This window comes from Stenotrophomonas sp. ATs4, from assembly GCF_051861585.1.
Taxonomy (GTDB): Bacteria; Pseudomonadota; Gammaproteobacteria; order Xanthomonadales; family Xanthomonadaceae; genus Stenotrophomonas; species Stenotrophomonas maltophilia_AS.
This window is the reverse complement of the sequence record NZ_JBLYPK010000003.1, coordinates 150,366-166,366: the sequence shown is the minus strand read 5'-3', so window position 1 is coordinate 166,366 and position 16,001 is coordinate 150,366. Positions and strand designations below refer to the sequence as shown.

Below are 16,001 nucleotides of genomic sequence, written 5' to 3'. Positions count from 1 at the left end.
CCGTTCATGCGAAAGTCCTTGCAGGTCACCTGGCATCGGCGTAGCATCCAGAAATGTGCGCGGTGCCAACGCCGCCGATGCGGTCCCGGAAAGGCGAACGCGGGAAGCACACATCCAACGGTCGGGCTTCCCGGCCGTTTTGCTTTTTAAGGGGGCGGCAGTACAGTCGGAAACCTTGAAGGAAGCGAAAAATTGGACATGACCACGAACGAAAAATCAGCCCGTGCACTGCCGGTGCAGGACGCGCGGATCTACCCGCGCGGTGGGCTGGATGTGCTGTCGCGGGCCGAAGTGGCCCGCCTGCGCGATGCGTCTGCCGGCGGCATGCACGAGCTGCTGCGCCGTTGCGCGCTGGCCGTGCTGACCAGCGGCAGTGCCTCTGACGATCCGCGTGCGGCGCGCGATCTGTATCCCGATTTCGACATCCAGGTGGCGCAGCAGGATCGCGGTGTGCGCATCGACCTGGTCAACGCACCGGCGATGGCCTTCGTCGATGGCGAGATCATCCGCGGCGTTGCCGAACTGTTGTTCGCCGTGGTGCGTGACCTGGCCTACATGGCCATCGAGATGGGCCCGGCCTACGCGGCCGAGCTGGAGTCGTCCGAAGGCATCACCAATGCGGTGTTCGGCCTGTTGCGCAACGCGCGCATCCTCAACCCGGGCGACCCGAACCTGGTCGTCTGCTGGGGTGGCCATTCGATCTCGCGCGACGAATACCTGTACACCAAGCAGGTGGGTTACGAGCTGGGCCTGCGCGGTCTGGACATCTGCACCGGCTGCGGTCCGGGCGCGATGAAGGGCCCGATGAAGGGCGCCACCATTGCCCATGCCAAGCAGCGCCGCACCGTGACGCGTTACATCGGCCTGACCGAGCCGGGCATCATCGCGGCCGAGTCGCCGAACCCGATCGTCAACCACCTGGTGATCATGCCGGACATCGAGAAGCGCCTGGAGGCCTTCGTCCGCATCGGTCACGGCATCATCGTGTTCGCCGGTGGCGTCGGTACCGCCGAGGAGATCCTGTACCTGCTCGGCATCCTGCTGCGCGAGGAAAACAAGGACCTGCCGTTCCCGCTGATCCTGACCGGCCCGACCGTGGCGGCACCGTACTTCGAGCAGATCGATCGCTTCATCCGCCTGACCCTGGGCGATGAAGCCGCCGAGCGCTACGAGATCATCATCGGCGACCCGGTGGCGGTGGCCAAGAAGATGTCGGCCGGCATCAAGCGCGTGCGCGAGCACCGGCTGGCGCAGAAGGACTCGTTCTTCTTCAACTGGTCGATCGAGATCCCGTGGGAGTACCAGCAGCCGTTCGTGCCGACCCATGAGGCGATGGCCGCGCTGGATCTGCACCATGGCCGTGCCCCGCACGCGCTGGCAGCCGATCTGCGCCGGGCGTTCTCGGGCATCGTGGCCGGCAACGTGAAGGAAGACGGCATGCACCGCATCGAGCAGTTCGGGCCGTTCCAGATCCACGGCGACCCGGACATGATGCAGGCCCTGGACGGGCTGCTGCGCGCCTTCGTCGAGCAGCGCCGGATGAAGATCTCCGGCGAATACCAGCCCTGCTACCAGGTGCTGGCCTGACAGGCCGGGGTCGGATCCCATCGGGCTCCGACCCCCGCCACGGGCGGCCGACAGGGCAGCGGCTGTCAACCCTTTGACGCCCGTCGCCCCGGATTGACCGTTCATCCTGTCGCCGCTTGCCGGTGGCAGGGCGATGGCCCATCGTGGCCATCAACACGCTGGGGAGCGTCCAATGTCTTTGCGCCGGCAAAACGGCTTCACGCTGGTCGAGTTGATGATCACGCTGGTCATCCTGGTCATTCTGGCCAGCATCTCCTATCCCAGTTTCCGCACTGCGATGCGCTCCAACCGCCTGACCACCACCAACAACGAGGTGATCGGTCTGCTGTCGCTCGCCCGCAGCGAGGCCATCCGCAACCGGCACGGTGGCGGGGTCTGTGGCAGCAGCAACGGCACGTCCTGCGACGGTGACTGGAGCAAGGGCATGCTGGCCTGGGGTGACGCGGATGGCGATGGCTCCATCAGCGGCAGCGAAAGCGTGCTGCGCTTTTCCAAAGGCAGCAGCAGCCTGAGCGTCGAGGTTCCCAGCCAGGCCGTCATCGCCTTCGATTCCCAGGGGCGCCGGCGCGCGTCCGCCGACCAGACCGTGAGCCTGGTGCCGCAAGGCTGCAAGGCCGGTGACCCCATGCGGACCCTGACCGTGCTGTTCTCCGGGCAGGTCCGCTCCACCGCAGGAACCTGCAAATGAAACGTCGTCGTTCCGGCCTGGGTGGGCATGCCCGCAATCGTGGCTTCAGCCTGATCGAGGTGCTGATCGCGCTGCTGGTGTTGGCGTTCGGCCTGCTGGGCTTCGCGCTGCTGCAGACCATGAACGTCCGCTTCGTGCAGAGCGCCAGCCAGCGTACCCAGGCCACCAGCCTGGCCTACGACCTGATCGAACTGATGCGCGTGCAGCGCAGTGAAACCCTCAAGGGGGGCGAGTACACCAAGGCTTCCTTCACTGCAGGCTCGGTCACTGCGCCGGCCGGTCCATGCACCTGGCCCAACAGTACCGATCAGACAACATCCAAGGCCAACGTAGCGCGTTGGCAGTGCCAGGTCGTCAAGGTGCTGGGCGGCAAGGCCAGCGCCAACGTGACCGTCAACGACGGCCTGGTTACCGTCGGCATCGGCTGGGGAGATGAGCGCTGGAATGCAGCCAACCCCGACAGCATCACCACGTTCACCCTGGTTACCCGTCTATGAAGCGCGCGCCTTCCGCTGCCAGCCATGCGGCCGGCCTTTCGCTGGTTGAACTGCTGATCTCACTGGTGATCGGCCTGGTGCTGATGCTGGGCGTGACCCAGATTTTCATGGCCTCGCGGGCAGCGTCACAGCTGTCCGAAGGTGTGGCGCGCACCCAGGAGAACGCGCGCTTCGCAATGGAGTTCCTCGAGCGGGATATCCGCATGGCCGGGCACATGGGCTGCGTGAACGACCAGGCCCACGTAGTCCGTGGCCAGAACAGCGTCAAGGTCAACATCACCGGCGTGAAGGCGGGTGACGGCAGCCCGCTGGATTTCTCGGTGCCGATCCAAGGCTACGAGGCGCAGAGTACGGCGCCGGGCAACAAGCTGACCCTGGGCGCAAGCTGGGGGGCGGCTGGCAGTACGCCATCGGCCATCACCAATCTGAAGCCCGCACCGCGTGGCGGCAGCGACATCATCGTGATGCGCTACCTGGCACCTGAAGGCTCGCCGGTCCTGACCATTGGTTCCGGGGTTTCGCCGGACATCACCATTGCCGCGGATGCGGCCGCACGCCTGTCGGCCGGCGCCGTCACCTCGCCCTCGGCGTTTGCGGTGGCCGATTGCAGCCGGGTGGATGTATTCGCCGGGAAAATTGCCGGCAGCACGATCACGGCCAACAAGTCCGATCTGTCGATGTACTCGGCCAACAACGCGGTGACCATGGTTTACCGTGTGGAATCGATGGCGTATTACATCGCCACCAATCCGGCCGGCGAACCCGCGCTGTATCGCGCACGTGGTGCCGGCGACAACACGTTCGCCACCGGCGAGGAACTGGTGGAGGGCATCGAGAACCTGCAGTTCCTGTATGGCCAGGACACCCAGACCGCGATCAGCAGCACTGCGCCGCCGACCGGTGCGATCACCTTCCAGAAGACCGCCAGCGGTGTCAGTACCGGTACCGATGATGCCGCCGTTGCCGCATGGCGCCGGGTTGGTCTGGTGCAGTTCGGTCTGCTGGTGCGCAGCCCACAGCGGGCCGCCGCCGAGCAGGCCAACACCGCGGTGGCCCAGCTGGGCGTGCTGGGCGTGGGTTTCAATCCGCCCGCGACTTACGACGATCGCTATCGCGCCTCGTATGAGGTGTCCGTGGCGCTGCGCAACCGACTGTTCGGAAATTGACCCATGAAGCCCTCCGTCTCCCGTCGTTTCCAGGGGCGCGCGCAGCAGCGTGGCGCGGTGCTGTATGTGGCCCTGATGCTGTTGATCCTGCTGTCGCTGATCGGTGTGGTCGGCATGCAGGTGGCCAGCATGCAGGAGCGCATGTCATCCAATTACCGGGCGGCCAACGTCGCGTTCCAGGCGACTGAGCGCGCGGTACGCGACGCCGAGCGGTCGATCGAACAGATCGACAACAATACCGGCGATGGTGGCGCGTTGACGGCTGATGCGATCAAGCGCATCTGCGATGACGGCTTCGATCCCACTCGCTGGGTGGGCCAGCAGAAACTGTCGGCGGCACCGGTGGTCAGCGTGCGCCGTATCGACAGCTGCATCCTGGGTGAGACGCCGCTCGGCATGGGTACGCCGGAAAGCGAAGAGCCCACGCGCGTCTACCAGATCACCGCGTTCGGTTCCGACCGCGATGCCGCCACCAGCAACGAGGGGACCTCCTCGGCGGCTGTCGACACTGTTTTCAAGCTTTGAGGAACCCGGTCATGGCAACCCGAAAGATCAAGATCCTGGCCGGCTCCGGGCTGCTGCTGGCAGTGGCCGGCGGTACCTGGCTTGCGATGAGCCTGTTCGCCGCGCAGGCGCAGGGCACGCTGTCGCAGCGTCCGATGAACCTGAAGGTGTCCGCGCCGCCGTCGTTCATCATGGCAGTGGATGATTCGGGCTCGATGACCTTCCAGACCCAGTTCCCGGGCCAGGATGGTACGGCGTGCTGGAGCAACGCGCGTAAGAGTTTCTTCAGGTCGGCCGGCGTCCTCAACAAACCGGATGACATCATCGCTTACGATTCGCGGAACAGGCCCTACAACGATGGGCAGTGCAACTATTTCTACCTTTTGCCAGGGCCACGGATCAACACCAGCTATCTCGGAATTCCCGCGTTGGACGTGTTCGGGTTTGCCCGATCCGCTGCCTACAATCCGGCCTATTACGATCCCTCGATCCCGTATCAACCCTGGCTCCGGATCGTTAATGAGGCTGTTGAATCCTACCCAACATCCATCGCCAGTGCCGCGCTCATTGATCCGCGTAACCAGAATGAAAGTGACTATGTCGTAGATGTTTCGAGTAGTTACCTGGGAACTCGATCCTGGGATGTGCAACGCATGCAGGACGGCATGTATGCCCCGCCGGGACAGAAGTACAGGACCGTATCCGATTCCGGACGGTTTAGTGCCGTGCAGGACAATAAATATGGGGCCTCATGGTCGTCCGCGGCCAATGCGTCGTTGGAGTACACGCCTGCGACGTTCTACATGCCTTTCAAGAGCGATGGCGACCCTTCTCCGCAGTTGGCGGGGACGCCCAATGCCTACGCCAACGCAGGCAAGGATCGGACCAAGGTCCTGGATGCCTGTGGCAAGGGCTGCCACATGTGGAAGTACGTGCTCACGACCAGTGATGCGGCTGCAATGCAGAACTTCGCCAACTGGTTTACCTATTATGGAAACCGCAACCGCGCGATGATCGCTGGCATGACGCATGCGTTGAATGTCAACGACATGTACGTGGGCTACTTCAGGATCAATGACTTCCTGAAGTACAACAGCTCGACGGATGATGCGAAGCGTCTCACGATCCAGGACATGAGCCTGATCGGCCAGAAGACCCAGCTGTATAGCGACATGATCGCGCTGACGGCCAGTGGTGGCACGCCAAACCGCAATGCAGTAAATGCGGCTGGCCTGCAGTTCATGCGAACCGACAATGCGGCTCCCATCAAGCTTTCCTGCCAGAAAAATGCGGTGATGCTGTTCACCGATGGCTACAGCAACAACGGCAACGGGTTCCCGACGAGCTCCATTCCCACACCGGGGAACATTGACGGTGCCATGGGGGCTCCGTTCAAGGACGGCAATTCGGATACGATGGCCGACATCGCGGCGTACTACTACGTCAATCCATTGCGTACCGACGACAGGATGCCGCTGGGACAGGTGCCGGTGCCGGAGCAGTGTGCGACCAGCTCGGACAAGTCGCTGGACTGCAAGAAAGACCTGCATATCAACTTCTATGGAATCACGCTGGGCGCGCGCGGCAACCTGTTCGATCCTGATAGGCAGCAGAACCCGTACACCGATTCGGCCGTCTACAACAACTGGCCGGATCGCCAGAACGACAACCCCAGCACCGTGGACGACATCTGGCACGCCGCGACCAATACCCGTGGCGAGTACATCAACGCGCGCACGCCGGCCGACATCACCACGGCCATGCGCCGGGTGCTGTCGTCGGTTACGTCCGGACCGGCGCCTTCGGGCAGCCAGGGCCTGACCGGCGCGCGCATTGGTACCGGCTCGTTGGCGGTCACGCCGCAGTTCGAGGTAGCCAACGAGGAAACCGATTGGTTCAGTCGCCTGAAGGCCTCCAAGCTCGCGGTGAACAACACGACCCACCAGACCGAGTACACGCAGGTGTGGGATGCGGCCGAGAAACTGGGTGCGCAGCGTTCGCGCACCATCGTTGCGACCAAGGGCAATGCGGCGGTTGACTTCAGCAGCACCAACATCGCCTTCACCGACCTCTGCAACAAGGACGAGAAGCAGTATCCGGGTATTGCGCGCTGTTCCGCCACCGAGGCTGAAAAGCTGGGCGGCGACATCGCCACGGCCATGTCCTATCTGCGTGGCGATGCATCACGTGAAGTGCGCAACTCCGGCGGTATCTACCGTACCCGCACCACCGTGCTGGGTGACATCGTGAACTCCAGCCCGGTGATCAGCTCGCCGCGCGATGACTATGGTTACCAGCGCATCAGCACGGGCATGGCCACGTCGTATGCCACGTATCTGACCCGCAAGCGCAACAACGGCCGCTACATGGTCTATGTCGGCGCCAATGACGGCATGCTGCATGCCTTCGATGGTGGCATGAACGGCAACGGCGTAAGTGACAGTGCCGGCGGCGGCGAGACCTTCGCCTACATTCCCGGCACGGCGCTGGGGCACATGGCAAACCTGCTGTATCCCTATGTGGCGTCGCAGAAGTCCGACCAGCGCTTCCGCCATCGCTACTACGTGGATGGACCGATTGCGGTGGCGGACGCGCAGATCGGTGGCAACTGGGCCACCGCGCTGGTGGGCACGGCTGGTGCCGGTGGACGCTCGGTGTTCGCGCTGGATGTGACCACCCCGTCCAGCTTCGGCACCACCAACCGCCTGTGGGAAATCAGTGACGTGGCGCCGGGTCTGGACTCCACCGTCAAGGCCAACATCGGCCACGTTCTCGGCAAGCCGGTGATCGTGCCGGTGAAGGACGGAAATGGCGTAGCGTGGAAGGCGATCTTCGGCAACGGTTACAACAGCCTCAACCGCAAGGCCGTGCTGTTCGTGGTCGACCTGGGATCGGGCGCCGTGCGGATGATCAGCGCTACCGAGGCTGCTGCAACCGCTCCGGCAGGTGACAATGGCCTGGGCAACATCGTGGCCGTTGACCGTTGGCGTGCCGACAGCAGTGGTGGAGCAGGGCGTGTGCGCGGTCGTGACGGCCTGGCCGACACGGTCTACGCGGCCGACCAGCGCGGTGCCTTGTGGAAATTCGATCTGGAAGATGCGGCCACCTCGGTCACCAAGCCGGTGTTCACCACCGCGCGCCAGACCAACAACAACAACCAAGTGTACCGCCAGCCGATCACCGGCGGCATGACTGCGGTGACCGGGTCCGGCGGCGGTGTGATGCTGGTACTGGGCACCGGCAGCTTCTCGTTCGACAATGATCCGCAGGACATCACCGCGCAGTCCCTGTACGGCGTCAACGACATCAGCAAGGGGCAGCCTGACGCGACGATCGTCCCATCAGATCTGGTGGCCTATTCGGTGACCACCAGCGGCAAGCAGCGATCGATCACCGCCACGCCGTTCAGCGGGGCTGCACTCGGGTGGAGCATTGCGCTGCCGGGTTCGGGCGAACGCTTCGTCGGCAACCCTGCCGTGGCATCAGGCACGGTATTCATGCCCACCTACATGCCAACCTCGGGCGGTCGTGGCTGTTCAACCGAGGGCAGCAACTGGTTGTTCGGCCTCAACCCGATCTCGGGCGGTGCGTCGCTGGAGCTCGCGCGCGTCGGATCCATTGACGGGAAGGCGTACGGCCCGGGCGCAGCAGCAGTCAGCCTGGATACCGGCGGCACCGCGCCGGTAAAGGACGTCAACGTGTCGGTGATGCCGCGCCTGGACAAGGGCGGCGAACGCGCCTGCTGGATGGCGATCAACGTGGCAGGTGCTCCGACGATGTACGTGCCTTATCCCTGTGGCCGCCAGTCCTGGCGTCAGATCCAGTAACCAAGACACTCCCATGAGCCTGAATACTCTTTCCCGCACCCTGCGTCGTCCCGGCAAGCAGCACGGCTTCTCCCTCATCGAACTGATGATCGTGGTGATCGTGCTCGGCATCCTGGCGGCCATCGTGGTTCCCTCGTACCAGCAGTACATCCGACAGTCGCACCGTGGCGTGGCCAAAGCGGATCTGGTGGAGTACGCACAACGCGCCGAGCGCTATTACTCGGTGAACAACACGTACTCAGGCTTCGCTCTTCCCAGCAAGGTGTCACCGCGGGAAGGGGGGACCACACGCTATGCAATCACTTTCGATGGAAAGGCGTCCTCATTCACACTGACTGCGACGCCCCAGGGCAACCAGACCAAGGACAGCTGCGGCACGCTGGGCGTGGACCAGGCCAACCGTAAAACCGCCAGCGGCACCGTTTCCGACTGCTGGTAAATCGGGTGTTGATCTTCCCGTAAACGGCCAGTACAATGCGCCTCCCCGCCCGAATAGCTCAGCCGGTTAGAGCACTTGACTGTTAATCAGGGGGTCGTTGGTTCGAGTCCAACTTCGGGCGCCAGATACTGCAGAAGCCGCGAGAAATCGCGGCTTTTGCTTTTTCAGGCCTGTCAGCAGGGCAGGGCGCGGTCGACGCGTTCGCTGCGGGTGCGGCCGCCGTTGTTGACCACCAGCCTGCCATGCAGTCGGCTCCCCGCGCAGATGCGCAGGGTCAGGTTGGCGCCGGGGCTGCGTCCGTCAGGCTGGAAGAACAGCAACGGCCGTCCACTGCTGGTCTGGGCGACGATCGAGACATCCGAGCGGCCTTGATGATGGGCCAGGATGGCCTCCCGGGATTCCGGTGTGCCTCGCTTTCCGCCGCTGCGATAGATGATCCATCCGGCGCTCCAGTCGCGAGTACAGTGCTCACCGTCGTCGCTGGCGCACAGTCCGATCAGTTCACGACGCATCAGGGCTTCGCTGCGGGCACTGGAAAGGCTGGCGTGCAGGGTCAGCTGCAGTGCATCCGCGCGGTGCCGCAGCAACATCGGATGCAGGGCGGGCCAGCCCGCCGCCAGCAGCACGGCAAGTACGGCCACGACCACCAGCAGTTCGACCAGGTGCATGCCTTGCGGCGGAGGGGGGAAGAGGGGGCGGCGCATGTGTCCAGACTCCCCGACCGCCGCTGGCGGCACCATCAGGCACGGCCGCGCCCGCTTGCCCGGAAACCCCTCAGCCGGCCGTCACCGCTTGCCTCGTATACTCATCTTTCCCGGGAACTGGCAACACCATGAGCGACCGTTTTGAACTCGTCTCGCCGTATTCGCCGGCAGGCGACCAGCCTGATGCCATCGCCAAGCTGACCGGTAACTTCGAGGCCGGCATCGCCAAGCAGACCCTGCTGGGCGTCACCGGCTCGGGCAAGACCTACACCATTGCCAACGTCATCCAGAACGTGCAGAAGCCGACGCTGATCATGGCGCCGAACAAGACGCTGGCGGCGCAGCTGTACGGCGAGTTCAAGGCGTTCTTCCCGCACAACGCGGTGGAGTACTTCGTCAGCTACTACGACTACTACCAGCCGGAAGCCTATGTGCCCTCGTCGGATACCTTCATCGAGAAGGACAGTTCGATCAACGAGCACATCGAGCAGATGCGACTGGCTGCAACCAAGACGCTGCTGTCGCGCCCGGATGCGATCGTGGTGGCGACGGTGTCGGCGATCTATGGCCTGGGCGCGCCGGAAGATTACCTGTCGCTGCGCCTGATCCTGTCCAAGGGTGAGCGCATCGATCAGCGCGATCTGATCAACCACCTCACCCAGCTGCAGTACACGCGCAACGAGTACGAACTGCAGCGCGGTACATTCCGTGTGCGTGGTGAAGTGATCGACGTGTTCCCGGCAGAATCGGACAGTGAAGCCCTGCGCATCGAACTGTTCGATGGCGAGGTGGAAAAGATCACGATGTTCGATCCGCTGACCGGCGAGACGATGCGTAGCCTGCAGCGCTTCACGGTGTACCCGAAGACCCACTACGCGACCACGCGTGAACGGGTGCTGGCAGCGGTGGAGACCATCAAGGTCGAGCTGAAGGAGCGGCTGGAGCAGCTGTACGCCCAGAACAAGCTGGTCGAAGCACAACGCCTGGCCCAGCGCACCCAGTTCGATCTGGAAATGATGGCCGAGGTCGGGTTCTGCAACGGCATCGAGAACTACTCACGGCACCTGACCGGAAAGAACGCGGGCGAGCCGCCACCGACCCTGTTCGATTACCTGCCGCCCGATGCGCTGCTGGTGATCGACGAATCGCACGTGACCATTCCGCAGATCGGTGCCATGTTCAAGGGCGACCGTTCGCGCAAGGAGACGCTGGTCGAGTTCGGCTTCCGCCTGCCGTCAGCGCTGGACAACCGTCCGCTGCGCTTCGAGGAATGGGAGGCGCGCTGTCCGCGCAGCATTTATGTGTCGGCGACGCCGGGGCCGTACGAGTACCGCGAGGCCGGTGAAGACATCACCGAGCTGGTGGTGCGGCCGACCGGCCTGATCGACCCGGTGGTGGAGATCCGTCCGGTCGGCACCCAGGTCGATGACCTGATGAGCGAAGCCAATGAACGCATCAAGGCGGGTGATCGCGTGCTGGTCACCACGCTGACCAAGCGGATGGCCGAGAACCTCACCGAGTACCTCACCGAACACGGTATCCGAGTACGTTACCTGCACTCGGACGTGGACACGGTCGAGCGCGTGGAGATCATCCGCGACCTGCGCCTGGGCAAGTTCGATGTGCTGGTCGGCATCAACCTGCTGCGCGAAGGCCTGGACATGCCCGAGGTGTCGTTGGTGGCTATCCTCGATGCCGACAAGGAGGGCTTCCTGCGCTCCACCGGCTCCTTGATCCAGACCATCGGCCGCGCTGCCCGCAACGTGCGCGGCAAGGCGATCCTGTATGCGGACAAGATCACCCGCTCGATGCAGGCAGCCATCGACGAGACCGACCGGCGTCGTGCCAAGCAGGTCGAGTACAACGAAGAGCACGGCATCGTGCCGCGTTCGGTGGCGCGCCCGATCGTCGATGTGCTGGAAGGGGCCCGCTCCGACGCGGCCGAGAAGGAAGCGAAGAAGGGAAAGGGCAAGGGCCGTGCAGGCATTGCCGAGGACGCGGCCGACTATCGTTCGCTCAGCCCGGCCCAGCTGGCGAGCCGGCTCAAGGCGCTGGAGCAGCAGATGTACCAGCATGCCAAGGACCTGGCGTTCGAGGATGCCGCACGCGTACGCGACCAGATCCGGCAGCTGAAGGAGGCCAGCCTGGGCTAAGGTGGCAGCGCAGCATCATCTTCACAAAAGTATTGCGCTTCACGGCCGGCATCCGTAATATACGTGGCCTGCACCGACGCAATCGCGGACGTTCAGAAGCAAAAACGGGCGGTTAGCTCAGCGGTAGAGCACTACCTTGACATGGTAGGGGTCACAGGTTCGAACCCTGTACCGCCCACCACGACGTCTTCGAAAGAAGGCCGTCGTGAACTGCAAAGCCCGGCCCTGGCGCCGGGTTTTTACGTAGCAAGGCCAGCCTGCGGGCGGCAAGAACAAGATGGGCGGTTAGCTCAGCGGTAGAGCACTACCTTGACATGGTAGGGGTCACAGGTTCGAACCCTGTACCGCCCACCACCGGACTCCCGGCATTGCCGGTGCAGCGGTGGATCACGATGAAAGCCGGCCTCGGGCCGGCTTTTTTTCGTTTGTGCCTCTGGTCAGGAATTCCCTCTCAACGCGGCACGACCAGATCGTCGAGGCTGACCATGCGCTGCAGCTTCCAGTGGCCGTCCACGCGCTCCCAGAGCTGCGCAACGCGCGCCGTTGCGGCAGGCGTGTGCGAGCTGCTGGCGTGGCCTTGTGGCAGGGGCTGCCACTCCAGCCGCAGTACGCGGTCCTGGCGCAGCGGATACAGCATCACCGGCGCAGTATCGCGCCAATGTCCGGCGGCGGCCGGTTGCTGGGTTTCGGCGAGGTGAATCTGCTCGCGCAGCGCGTCCCCGGCGGGCCCATCGCCGGCGCCCAACAGGCTGGAGAGCAGCAGCATCAAGGCAAGCATCGGCATGGCACGGTGCTCCAGCGGGAAAGTGCACGCAGGCTGGCACGACATGCGGGGGAGTGCAGCCGGCCTGCGACGAAGGCCGGAATTGCGTCGCCAAAGACGGTGGGCGGCCGATGAATCAGGGCCGTGCCGGCGTAGACTCAGGCTTGGCGCGCAATCGCGCGGCCACTGAATGGAGATGTCGAATGAGCGATCACGTCCCGGTATCCAGGCCCAACCCGTTCTTCGAGCTGCTGTTCGGCGGCAACATGCTGGAAGGCACCTTCAAGGCCGTGATCTGGGTGGCCCTGCTGGCAGCGGTGCTGGCCTGGACCACGTTCGGCTGACTCCCGGCGGGCGATGCCACGCCGCCCGCCCGCCCGCGCAGGCGCAGGGAACCCCTTGGATCAGACGCTGAAGGCCTGCCGCAGGCTGCGCAGCGTCGCCTGGCGATGTTCCTTGGCAGTGGCTTCGCCCATTTCCAGTTCCTGCAGGCGCAGCCCGATCAGGGTCATGGACAGCGCATAGCCGCGTGCCGCGTCCGTCACGCGGGACAGGCCCAGTGCCCGTCGAGCCAGCGCGTTCACGTGCTCAAGGTCAGGCATCAGGCCGAGGTAGGCGCGCTCGGCGCTGTCCAGATCGGGTGCACGCAGGATCGCGTGCGCTTCGGTGGTGGGGGAGACGGAGGCCATGGGGGGTCCTTGTCCGTAACGGGTGCTCGTTCAGAACGAGCGCATCAGGGAAACGAAGGCTGACGTCTGTGTACCGCGTCGCGCCATCGGGCTGTCCTTCACTGCATCACCAAACCATTGGTTGGCGACCACGCCGGTCGCGCGCCACTTCGAGCCCAGGGGCGTGCTCACTGCGATCTGCAGGCTCGGCGACGTCGCACTGCCCGGCTTGTAGGCGGCAAGCCCCGAGCGCAGTGCTTCTTCGTCAGTGATGCCGTAGTAGTAGTCGAGCAGGCGCGCACTGGAGTGCACCACGCCGACCTTGGGCACCCAGGTGAAGCGACCGGCCTGGATCGGATAGCTGTAGTGCAGGCGCGACTCGATGCCGCCGCCATGGCCGGTGACCTCGCGCATCACAGCAGCCTCGACGATGCCCCAGTCGGCGTTGTACTCACCGTTGATGCCGGCCATGGCCGACATCTGCCGGCTGTGCAGGCGACGCAGCTGCGGATCGTTCACGTCGTCGGTCTTGAAGCGCAGTGTGTAGGGCGTGACCGCCGCCGACAGGCGCAGGCCTTCGCTCTTGTACAGGTACATGCCCAGCGAGCCGGGGCTGGCGAAGAAGCGTTTGCCCTGCCAGGCAATGGACGGCACGACCAGCGGTTTGACGTCGTAGTGCGCATACGCGCCCGAGGTTGCGCCAGCGCTGATGCCGGCCTGCACGCCCGGGCTGCGGTCGGCGGCGTGGGTGATCAACGGCAGACCGATGGCAGCGGAAAACAGCAACGGGCGCAGCAGGGTCGGGGACAGCGACGGCATCGATCAACCACTTTGCGGGGGGATGGCTGTGCATGGTGCGGGCCCAACATTGTCAGAACATTGCGCCTTGGCAATCGGCATGCGAAGGCGCCCAAACCCGGCGCCAGGCACTATGATCGGCACCGTTTCCGGTAGCCGAGCCCCCGATGCGCATCCTCCTGGTCGAAGACGATCCCGATCTGTCCCGTGCCCTGCAATCGGGCCTGGAGCGGCAGGGTGTGGTCGCCGATGTGGTCGGCAGCCTGGCCGAAGCTGCCATCGCGCTGCGCGAGCCGGTGCACCAGCTGATGCTGCTCGACCGACAGCTGCCCGATGGCGATGGCGCAGGCTTCGTCGCCACGGCGCGTTCGCTGCGGCCCAACCTGGCGGTGATCATGCTCACCGCCAAGGGCACGTTGTCGGACAAGGTTGAAGGCCTGGACGTCGGCGCCGATGACTACCTGGTCAAGCCGGTGGCGATCGAGGAGCTGATGGCGCGCATCCGCGCGGTTTCGCGGCGGCCGTCGGCGATGGTGACGCCGAGCCTGCATCTGGGCCGCTTGCAGTTCGACTTCGAGTCGCTGCAGGCGCAGGTGGAGGGGCAGCCACTGGCGTTGCCACGGCGGCAAGTGCTGGTGCTGCAGGCATTGGCGATGCGGCAGGGACGAACCGTCACCCGCAGCGCGCTGGAAGCAGCGGTGTACGGATTCGATGATGAAATCCAGTCCAACGCGCTCGACGCGCATATCTCCAAGCTGCGCAAGGCGCTGCAGCAGGCCGGGGCGGGCGTGGAGATCCATGTGATCCGCGGTGTCGGCTACCTGCTGGCGGAGGCCTGAGATGGCCCGTCCGATCCGTTCCATCACCCTCGGCCTGGCGTGGCGGCTGTTCCTGGCGCAGGCCTTCACCGTGTTGTTCGCGGTGGTCGCGTTGATCCTGACCTGGGGCGACAAGGACTCCTGGGGCATGAACATGTTCACGGCCGAGGCAGTGGCCAAGGCGGTGCACAGCGAAGGTGGCAGGTTGGTGTTGGACCAGGCGCGCTGGGACAAGCTCAACGCCGGAGCCGGCGGCAACCTCTGGTTCGCGGCGGTCGACGACAGGGGCACGTGGTTGGAGCGCGGTTCGGTTCCGGCGGTCCACGCGCCGTTGCTGGCGCGTTTGCCCACCGTGGGCGCCACCGAACTTGGCTCGCTGGTGCCGCCGTACCTGGACGTGGCGCGGGTGATGATCCGCAACGAGGATGGCCGACGCATCACGGTGATGGCCGGCGGTGCGCCGAAGGGCGGGCTACTGGATGGCGCGCTGATGGTGCTGCGCTTGATTGGCCTGTGGTTCTTCCTGCCGCTGATCGTGGTCACGCTGCTGGTGATGCCAACGGTGATCCATCGTGCAATGCGCGGCGTGCGCCGTTCCGCACAGCAGGCCAAGGAGCTGGACATCGGCCAACCGGGTGCGCGGTTGGATGCGCAACTGGTGTCGACCGAAGTCGCGCCGCTGGTGGAAGCCTTCAACGATGCGATCGACAAAGTGCAGCAGGGGTACGCGGCGCGTGACAAGTTCCTCGCCGATGCTGCGCACGAGCTGCGCGTGCCGATCGCGGTGGTGCAGGCGCGCCTGTCGCAGTTGCCGCAGGGCGAGTTGAAGTCGCAGCTGCTGACCGACGTTGCACGCCTGGGTAACGTGGCCGAACACCTGCTTGACCTGCAGCGGCTCGACCGCAATGTTGGCGCACTGCAGCGGCTGGACCTGGGGCTGCTGGTACGCGAAGCGGCCGCGGATCTCGCACCGCTGGTGGTCGGCGCCGGCTATGGCTTCGAAGTGGATGCACCGGACGCGCCGGTGTGGATCCATGGCGACAGCCTGGCGCTGGGGCGGGTGATCGCCAACCTGGTGCACAACGCCATTGTCCATGGCGGCGGGCGCGGCACCATCTGCGTGCGGCTGGATGCGTGCGGCCTGCTGGAAGTGAGTGACCAGGGCGCCGGCATTCCGGTCGGTGACCGTGAGGCGATCTTCGAGCCGTTCCATCGCCTGCGTGCGGCCGGCAGCGGTAGCGGCCTGGGCCTGCATCTGGTCAAGGAGATCGTGCAGCACCATGGAGGATCGGTCAGCGTTGGCGAGGCGACCGGTGGCGGCGCCAGTTTCCGTGTCAACTTCCATCGCGGTAGTGTCCGCCGCTGACGCCAATGCGGGGTAAAGCCCGA

The 16,001-nt window shown here is 64.7% G+C and carries 15 protein-coding genes and 3 tRNA genes; 14 read left to right on the top strand and 4 right to left on the bottom strand.

From position 1 onward, the window contains the following. The first annotated feature begins 198 nt into the window (after positions 1 to 198). The 8 genes from ppnN to ABR323_RS06815 all read left to right on the top strand — a co-directional run bounded on the left by ppnN (position 199) and on the right by ABR323_RS06815 (position 8,832). Positions 199 to 1,587: a nucleotide 5'-monophosphate nucleosidase PpnN gene (ppnN, locus tag ABR323_RS06850; RefSeq protein ID WP_439448745.1), complete on the top strand. Its 1,389-nt coding sequence runs from the start codon at positions 199 to 201 to the stop codon at positions 1,585 to 1,587. Between the two features lie 172 nt (positions 1,588 to 1,759). After that, the gene (locus ABR323_RS06845) at positions 1,760 to 2,275 is read left to right on the top strand and encodes a GspH/FimT family pseudopilin (RefSeq protein ID WP_135273139.1); all 516 of its coding nucleotides are present in this window, start codon (positions 1,760 to 1,762) and stop codon (positions 2,273 to 2,275) included. Continuing rightward, positions 2,272 to 2,772, top strand: a complete 501-nt coding sequence (gene pilV / locus ABR323_RS06840; protein ID WP_439448744.1) for a type IV pilus modification protein PilV — start codon at positions 2,272 to 2,274, stop codon at positions 2,770 to 2,772. The genes ABR323_RS06845 and pilV overlap by 4 nt, the downstream gene beginning before the upstream one ends. Then, entirely contained in the window at positions 2,769 to 3,938 is a 1,170-nt protein-coding gene (locus ABR323_RS06835; protein WP_439448743.1) for a PilW family protein, read from the top strand. The genes pilV and ABR323_RS06835 overlap by 4 nt, the downstream gene beginning before the upstream one ends. 3 nt (positions 3,939 to 3,941) lie before the next feature. Then, the gene (locus ABR323_RS06830) at positions 3,942 to 4,463 is read left to right on the top strand and encodes a pilus assembly PilX family protein (RefSeq protein WP_439448742.1); all 522 of its coding nucleotides are present in this window, start codon (positions 3,942 to 3,944) and stop codon (positions 4,461 to 4,463) included. A gap of 11 nt (positions 4,464 to 4,474) precedes the next feature. Continuing rightward, positions 4,475 to 8,269, top strand: a complete 3,795-nt coding sequence (locus tag ABR323_RS06825) for a pilus assembly protein (RefSeq protein WP_439448741.1) — start codon at positions 4,475 to 4,477, stop codon at positions 8,267 to 8,269. Between the two features lie 13 nt (positions 8,270 to 8,282). Then, positions 8,283 to 8,708, top strand: a complete 426-nt coding sequence (locus ABR323_RS06820) for a type IV pilin protein (RefSeq protein WP_135272979.1) — start codon at positions 8,283 to 8,285, stop codon at positions 8,706 to 8,708. Between the two features lie 47 nt (positions 8,709 to 8,755). Beyond that, positions 8,756 to 8,832, top strand: a tRNA-Asn gene (locus ABR323_RS06815). Between the two features lie 49 nt (positions 8,833 to 8,881). On the opposite strand, the gene ABR323_RS06810 is transcribed toward ABR323_RS06815, so the two are convergent. After that, positions 8,882 to 9,376, bottom strand: coding sequence for a GspH/FimT family protein (locus ABR323_RS06810; protein WP_439448917.1), 495 nt, complete (start codon positions 9,374 to 9,376; stop codon positions 8,882 to 8,884). Between the two features lie 164 nt (positions 9,377 to 9,540). On the opposite strand from ABR323_RS06810, the gene uvrB reads away from it, so the two are divergent. From uvrB to ABR323_RS06795, 3 genes are all read left to right on the top strand, one after another. Beyond that, entirely contained in the window at positions 9,541 to 11,565 is a 2,025-nt protein-coding gene (gene uvrB / locus ABR323_RS06805) for an excinuclease ABC subunit UvrB (RefSeq protein ID WP_135272980.1), read from the top strand. 106 nt (positions 11,566 to 11,671) lie between these two features. After that, positions 11,672 to 11,746: transfer RNA gene (locus ABR323_RS06800), tRNA-Val, on the top strand. 98 nt (positions 11,747 to 11,844) lie between these two features. Continuing rightward, a tRNA-Val gene (locus ABR323_RS06795) sits at positions 11,845 to 11,919 on the top strand. 97 nt (positions 11,920 to 12,016) lie between these two features. On the opposite strand, the gene ABR323_RS06790 is transcribed toward ABR323_RS06795, so the two are convergent. Further along, positions 12,017 to 12,349 carry a hypothetical protein gene (locus ABR323_RS06790; RefSeq protein WP_439448740.1) on the bottom strand — a complete coding sequence of 111 codons (333 nt, stop codon included), beginning with the start codon at positions 12,347 to 12,349 and terminating at the stop codon, positions 12,017 to 12,019. A gap of 182 nt (positions 12,350 to 12,531) precedes the next feature. Here ABR323_RS06790 and ABR323_RS06785 point away from each other — a divergent pair, with 182 nt between their 5' ends. After that, positions 12,532 to 12,672 (top strand): hypothetical protein, encoded by a 141-nt coding sequence (locus ABR323_RS06785; RefSeq protein ID WP_167796787.1) that lies wholly within the window; start codon positions 12,532 to 12,534, stop codon positions 12,670 to 12,672. A gap of 60 nt (positions 12,673 to 12,732) precedes the next feature. Here the strand turns inward: ABR323_RS06785 and ABR323_RS06780 are convergent, their stop codons facing one another. Both ABR323_RS06780 and ABR323_RS06775 read right to left on the bottom strand, forming a co-directional pair. Then, entirely contained in the window at positions 12,733 to 13,017 is a 285-nt protein-coding gene (locus ABR323_RS06780) for a hypothetical protein (RefSeq protein WP_439448739.1), read from the bottom strand. 30 nt (positions 13,018 to 13,047) lie between these two features. Continuing rightward, positions 13,048 to 13,815 (bottom strand): MipA/OmpV family protein, encoded by a 768-nt coding sequence (locus ABR323_RS06775; RefSeq protein WP_439448738.1) that lies wholly within the window; start codon positions 13,813 to 13,815, stop codon positions 13,048 to 13,050. Between the two features lie 146 nt (positions 13,816 to 13,961). Between ABR323_RS06775 and ABR323_RS06770 the strand changes: the two genes are divergently transcribed. Together ABR323_RS06770 and ABR323_RS06765 are read left to right on the top strand one after the other, a co-directional pair. Next, positions 13,962 to 14,633, top strand: a complete 672-nt coding sequence (locus ABR323_RS06770) for a response regulator transcription factor (RefSeq protein WP_135272984.1) — start codon at positions 13,962 to 13,964, stop codon at positions 14,631 to 14,633. Between the two features lies 1 nt (position 14,634). Then, positions 14,635 to 15,978 carry a sensor histidine kinase gene (locus ABR323_RS06765; protein WP_439448737.1) on the top strand — a complete coding sequence of 448 codons (1,344 nt, stop codon included), beginning with the start codon at positions 14,635 to 14,637 and terminating at the stop codon, positions 15,976 to 15,978. Positions 15,979 to 16,001 lie beyond the last annotated feature (23 nt).

Bases quoted from the DNA above. Each gene is read 5' to 3' on its own strand.
- ABR323_RS06825 (WP_439448741.1), top strand. From the start codon at position 4,475: ATGGCAACCCGAAAGATCAAGATCCTGGCCGGCTCCGGGCTGCTGCTG.
- ABR323_RS06765 (WP_439448737.1), top strand. From the start codon at position 14,635: ATGGCCCGTCCGATCCGTTCCATCACCCTCGGCCTGGCGTGGCGGCTG.
- ABR323_RS06790 (WP_439448740.1), bottom strand. From the start codon at position 12,349: ATGCCGATGCTTGCCTTGATGCTGCTGCTCTCCAGCCTGTTGGGCGCC.
- ABR323_RS06820 (WP_135272979.1), top strand. From the start codon at position 8,283: ATGAGCCTGAATACTCTTTCCCGCACCCTGCGTCGTCCCGGCAAGCAG.
- ppnN (WP_439448745.1), top strand. From the start codon at position 199: ATGACCACGAACGAAAAATCAGCCCGTGCACTGCCGGTGCAGGACGCG.
- ABR323_RS06810 (WP_439448917.1), bottom strand. From the start codon at position 9,376: ATGCACCTGGTCGAACTGCTGGTGGTCGTGGCCGTACTTGCCGTGCTG.
- ABR323_RS06775 (WP_439448738.1), bottom strand. From the start codon at position 13,815: ATGCCGTCGCTGTCCCCGACCCTGCTGCGCCCGTTGCTGTTTTCCGCT.
- ABR323_RS06770 (WP_135272984.1), top strand. From the start codon at position 13,962: ATGCGCATCCTCCTGGTCGAAGACGATCCCGATCTGTCCCGTGCCCTG.
- ABR323_RS06845 (WP_135273139.1), top strand. From the start codon at position 1,760: ATGTCTTTGCGCCGGCAAAACGGCTTCACGCTGGTCGAGTTGATGATC.
- ABR323_RS06830 (WP_439448742.1), top strand. From the start codon at position 3,942: ATGAAGCCCTCCGTCTCCCGTCGTTTCCAGGGGCGCGCGCAGCAGCGT.
- ABR323_RS06785 (WP_167796787.1), top strand. From the start codon at position 12,532: ATGAGCGATCACGTCCCGGTATCCAGGCCCAACCCGTTCTTCGAGCTG.
- uvrB (WP_135272980.1), top strand. From the start codon at position 9,541: ATGAGCGACCGTTTTGAACTCGTCTCGCCGTATTCGCCGGCAGGCGAC.
- ABR323_RS06780 (WP_439448739.1), bottom strand. From the start codon at position 13,017: ATGGCCTCCGTCTCCCCCACCACCGAAGCGCACGCGATCCTGCGTGCA.
- pilV (WP_439448744.1), top strand. From the start codon at position 2,272: ATGAAACGTCGTCGTTCCGGCCTGGGTGGGCATGCCCGCAATCGTGGC.
- ABR323_RS06835 (WP_439448743.1), top strand. From the start codon at position 2,769: ATGAAGCGCGCGCCTTCCGCTGCCAGCCATGCGGCCGGCCTTTCGCTG.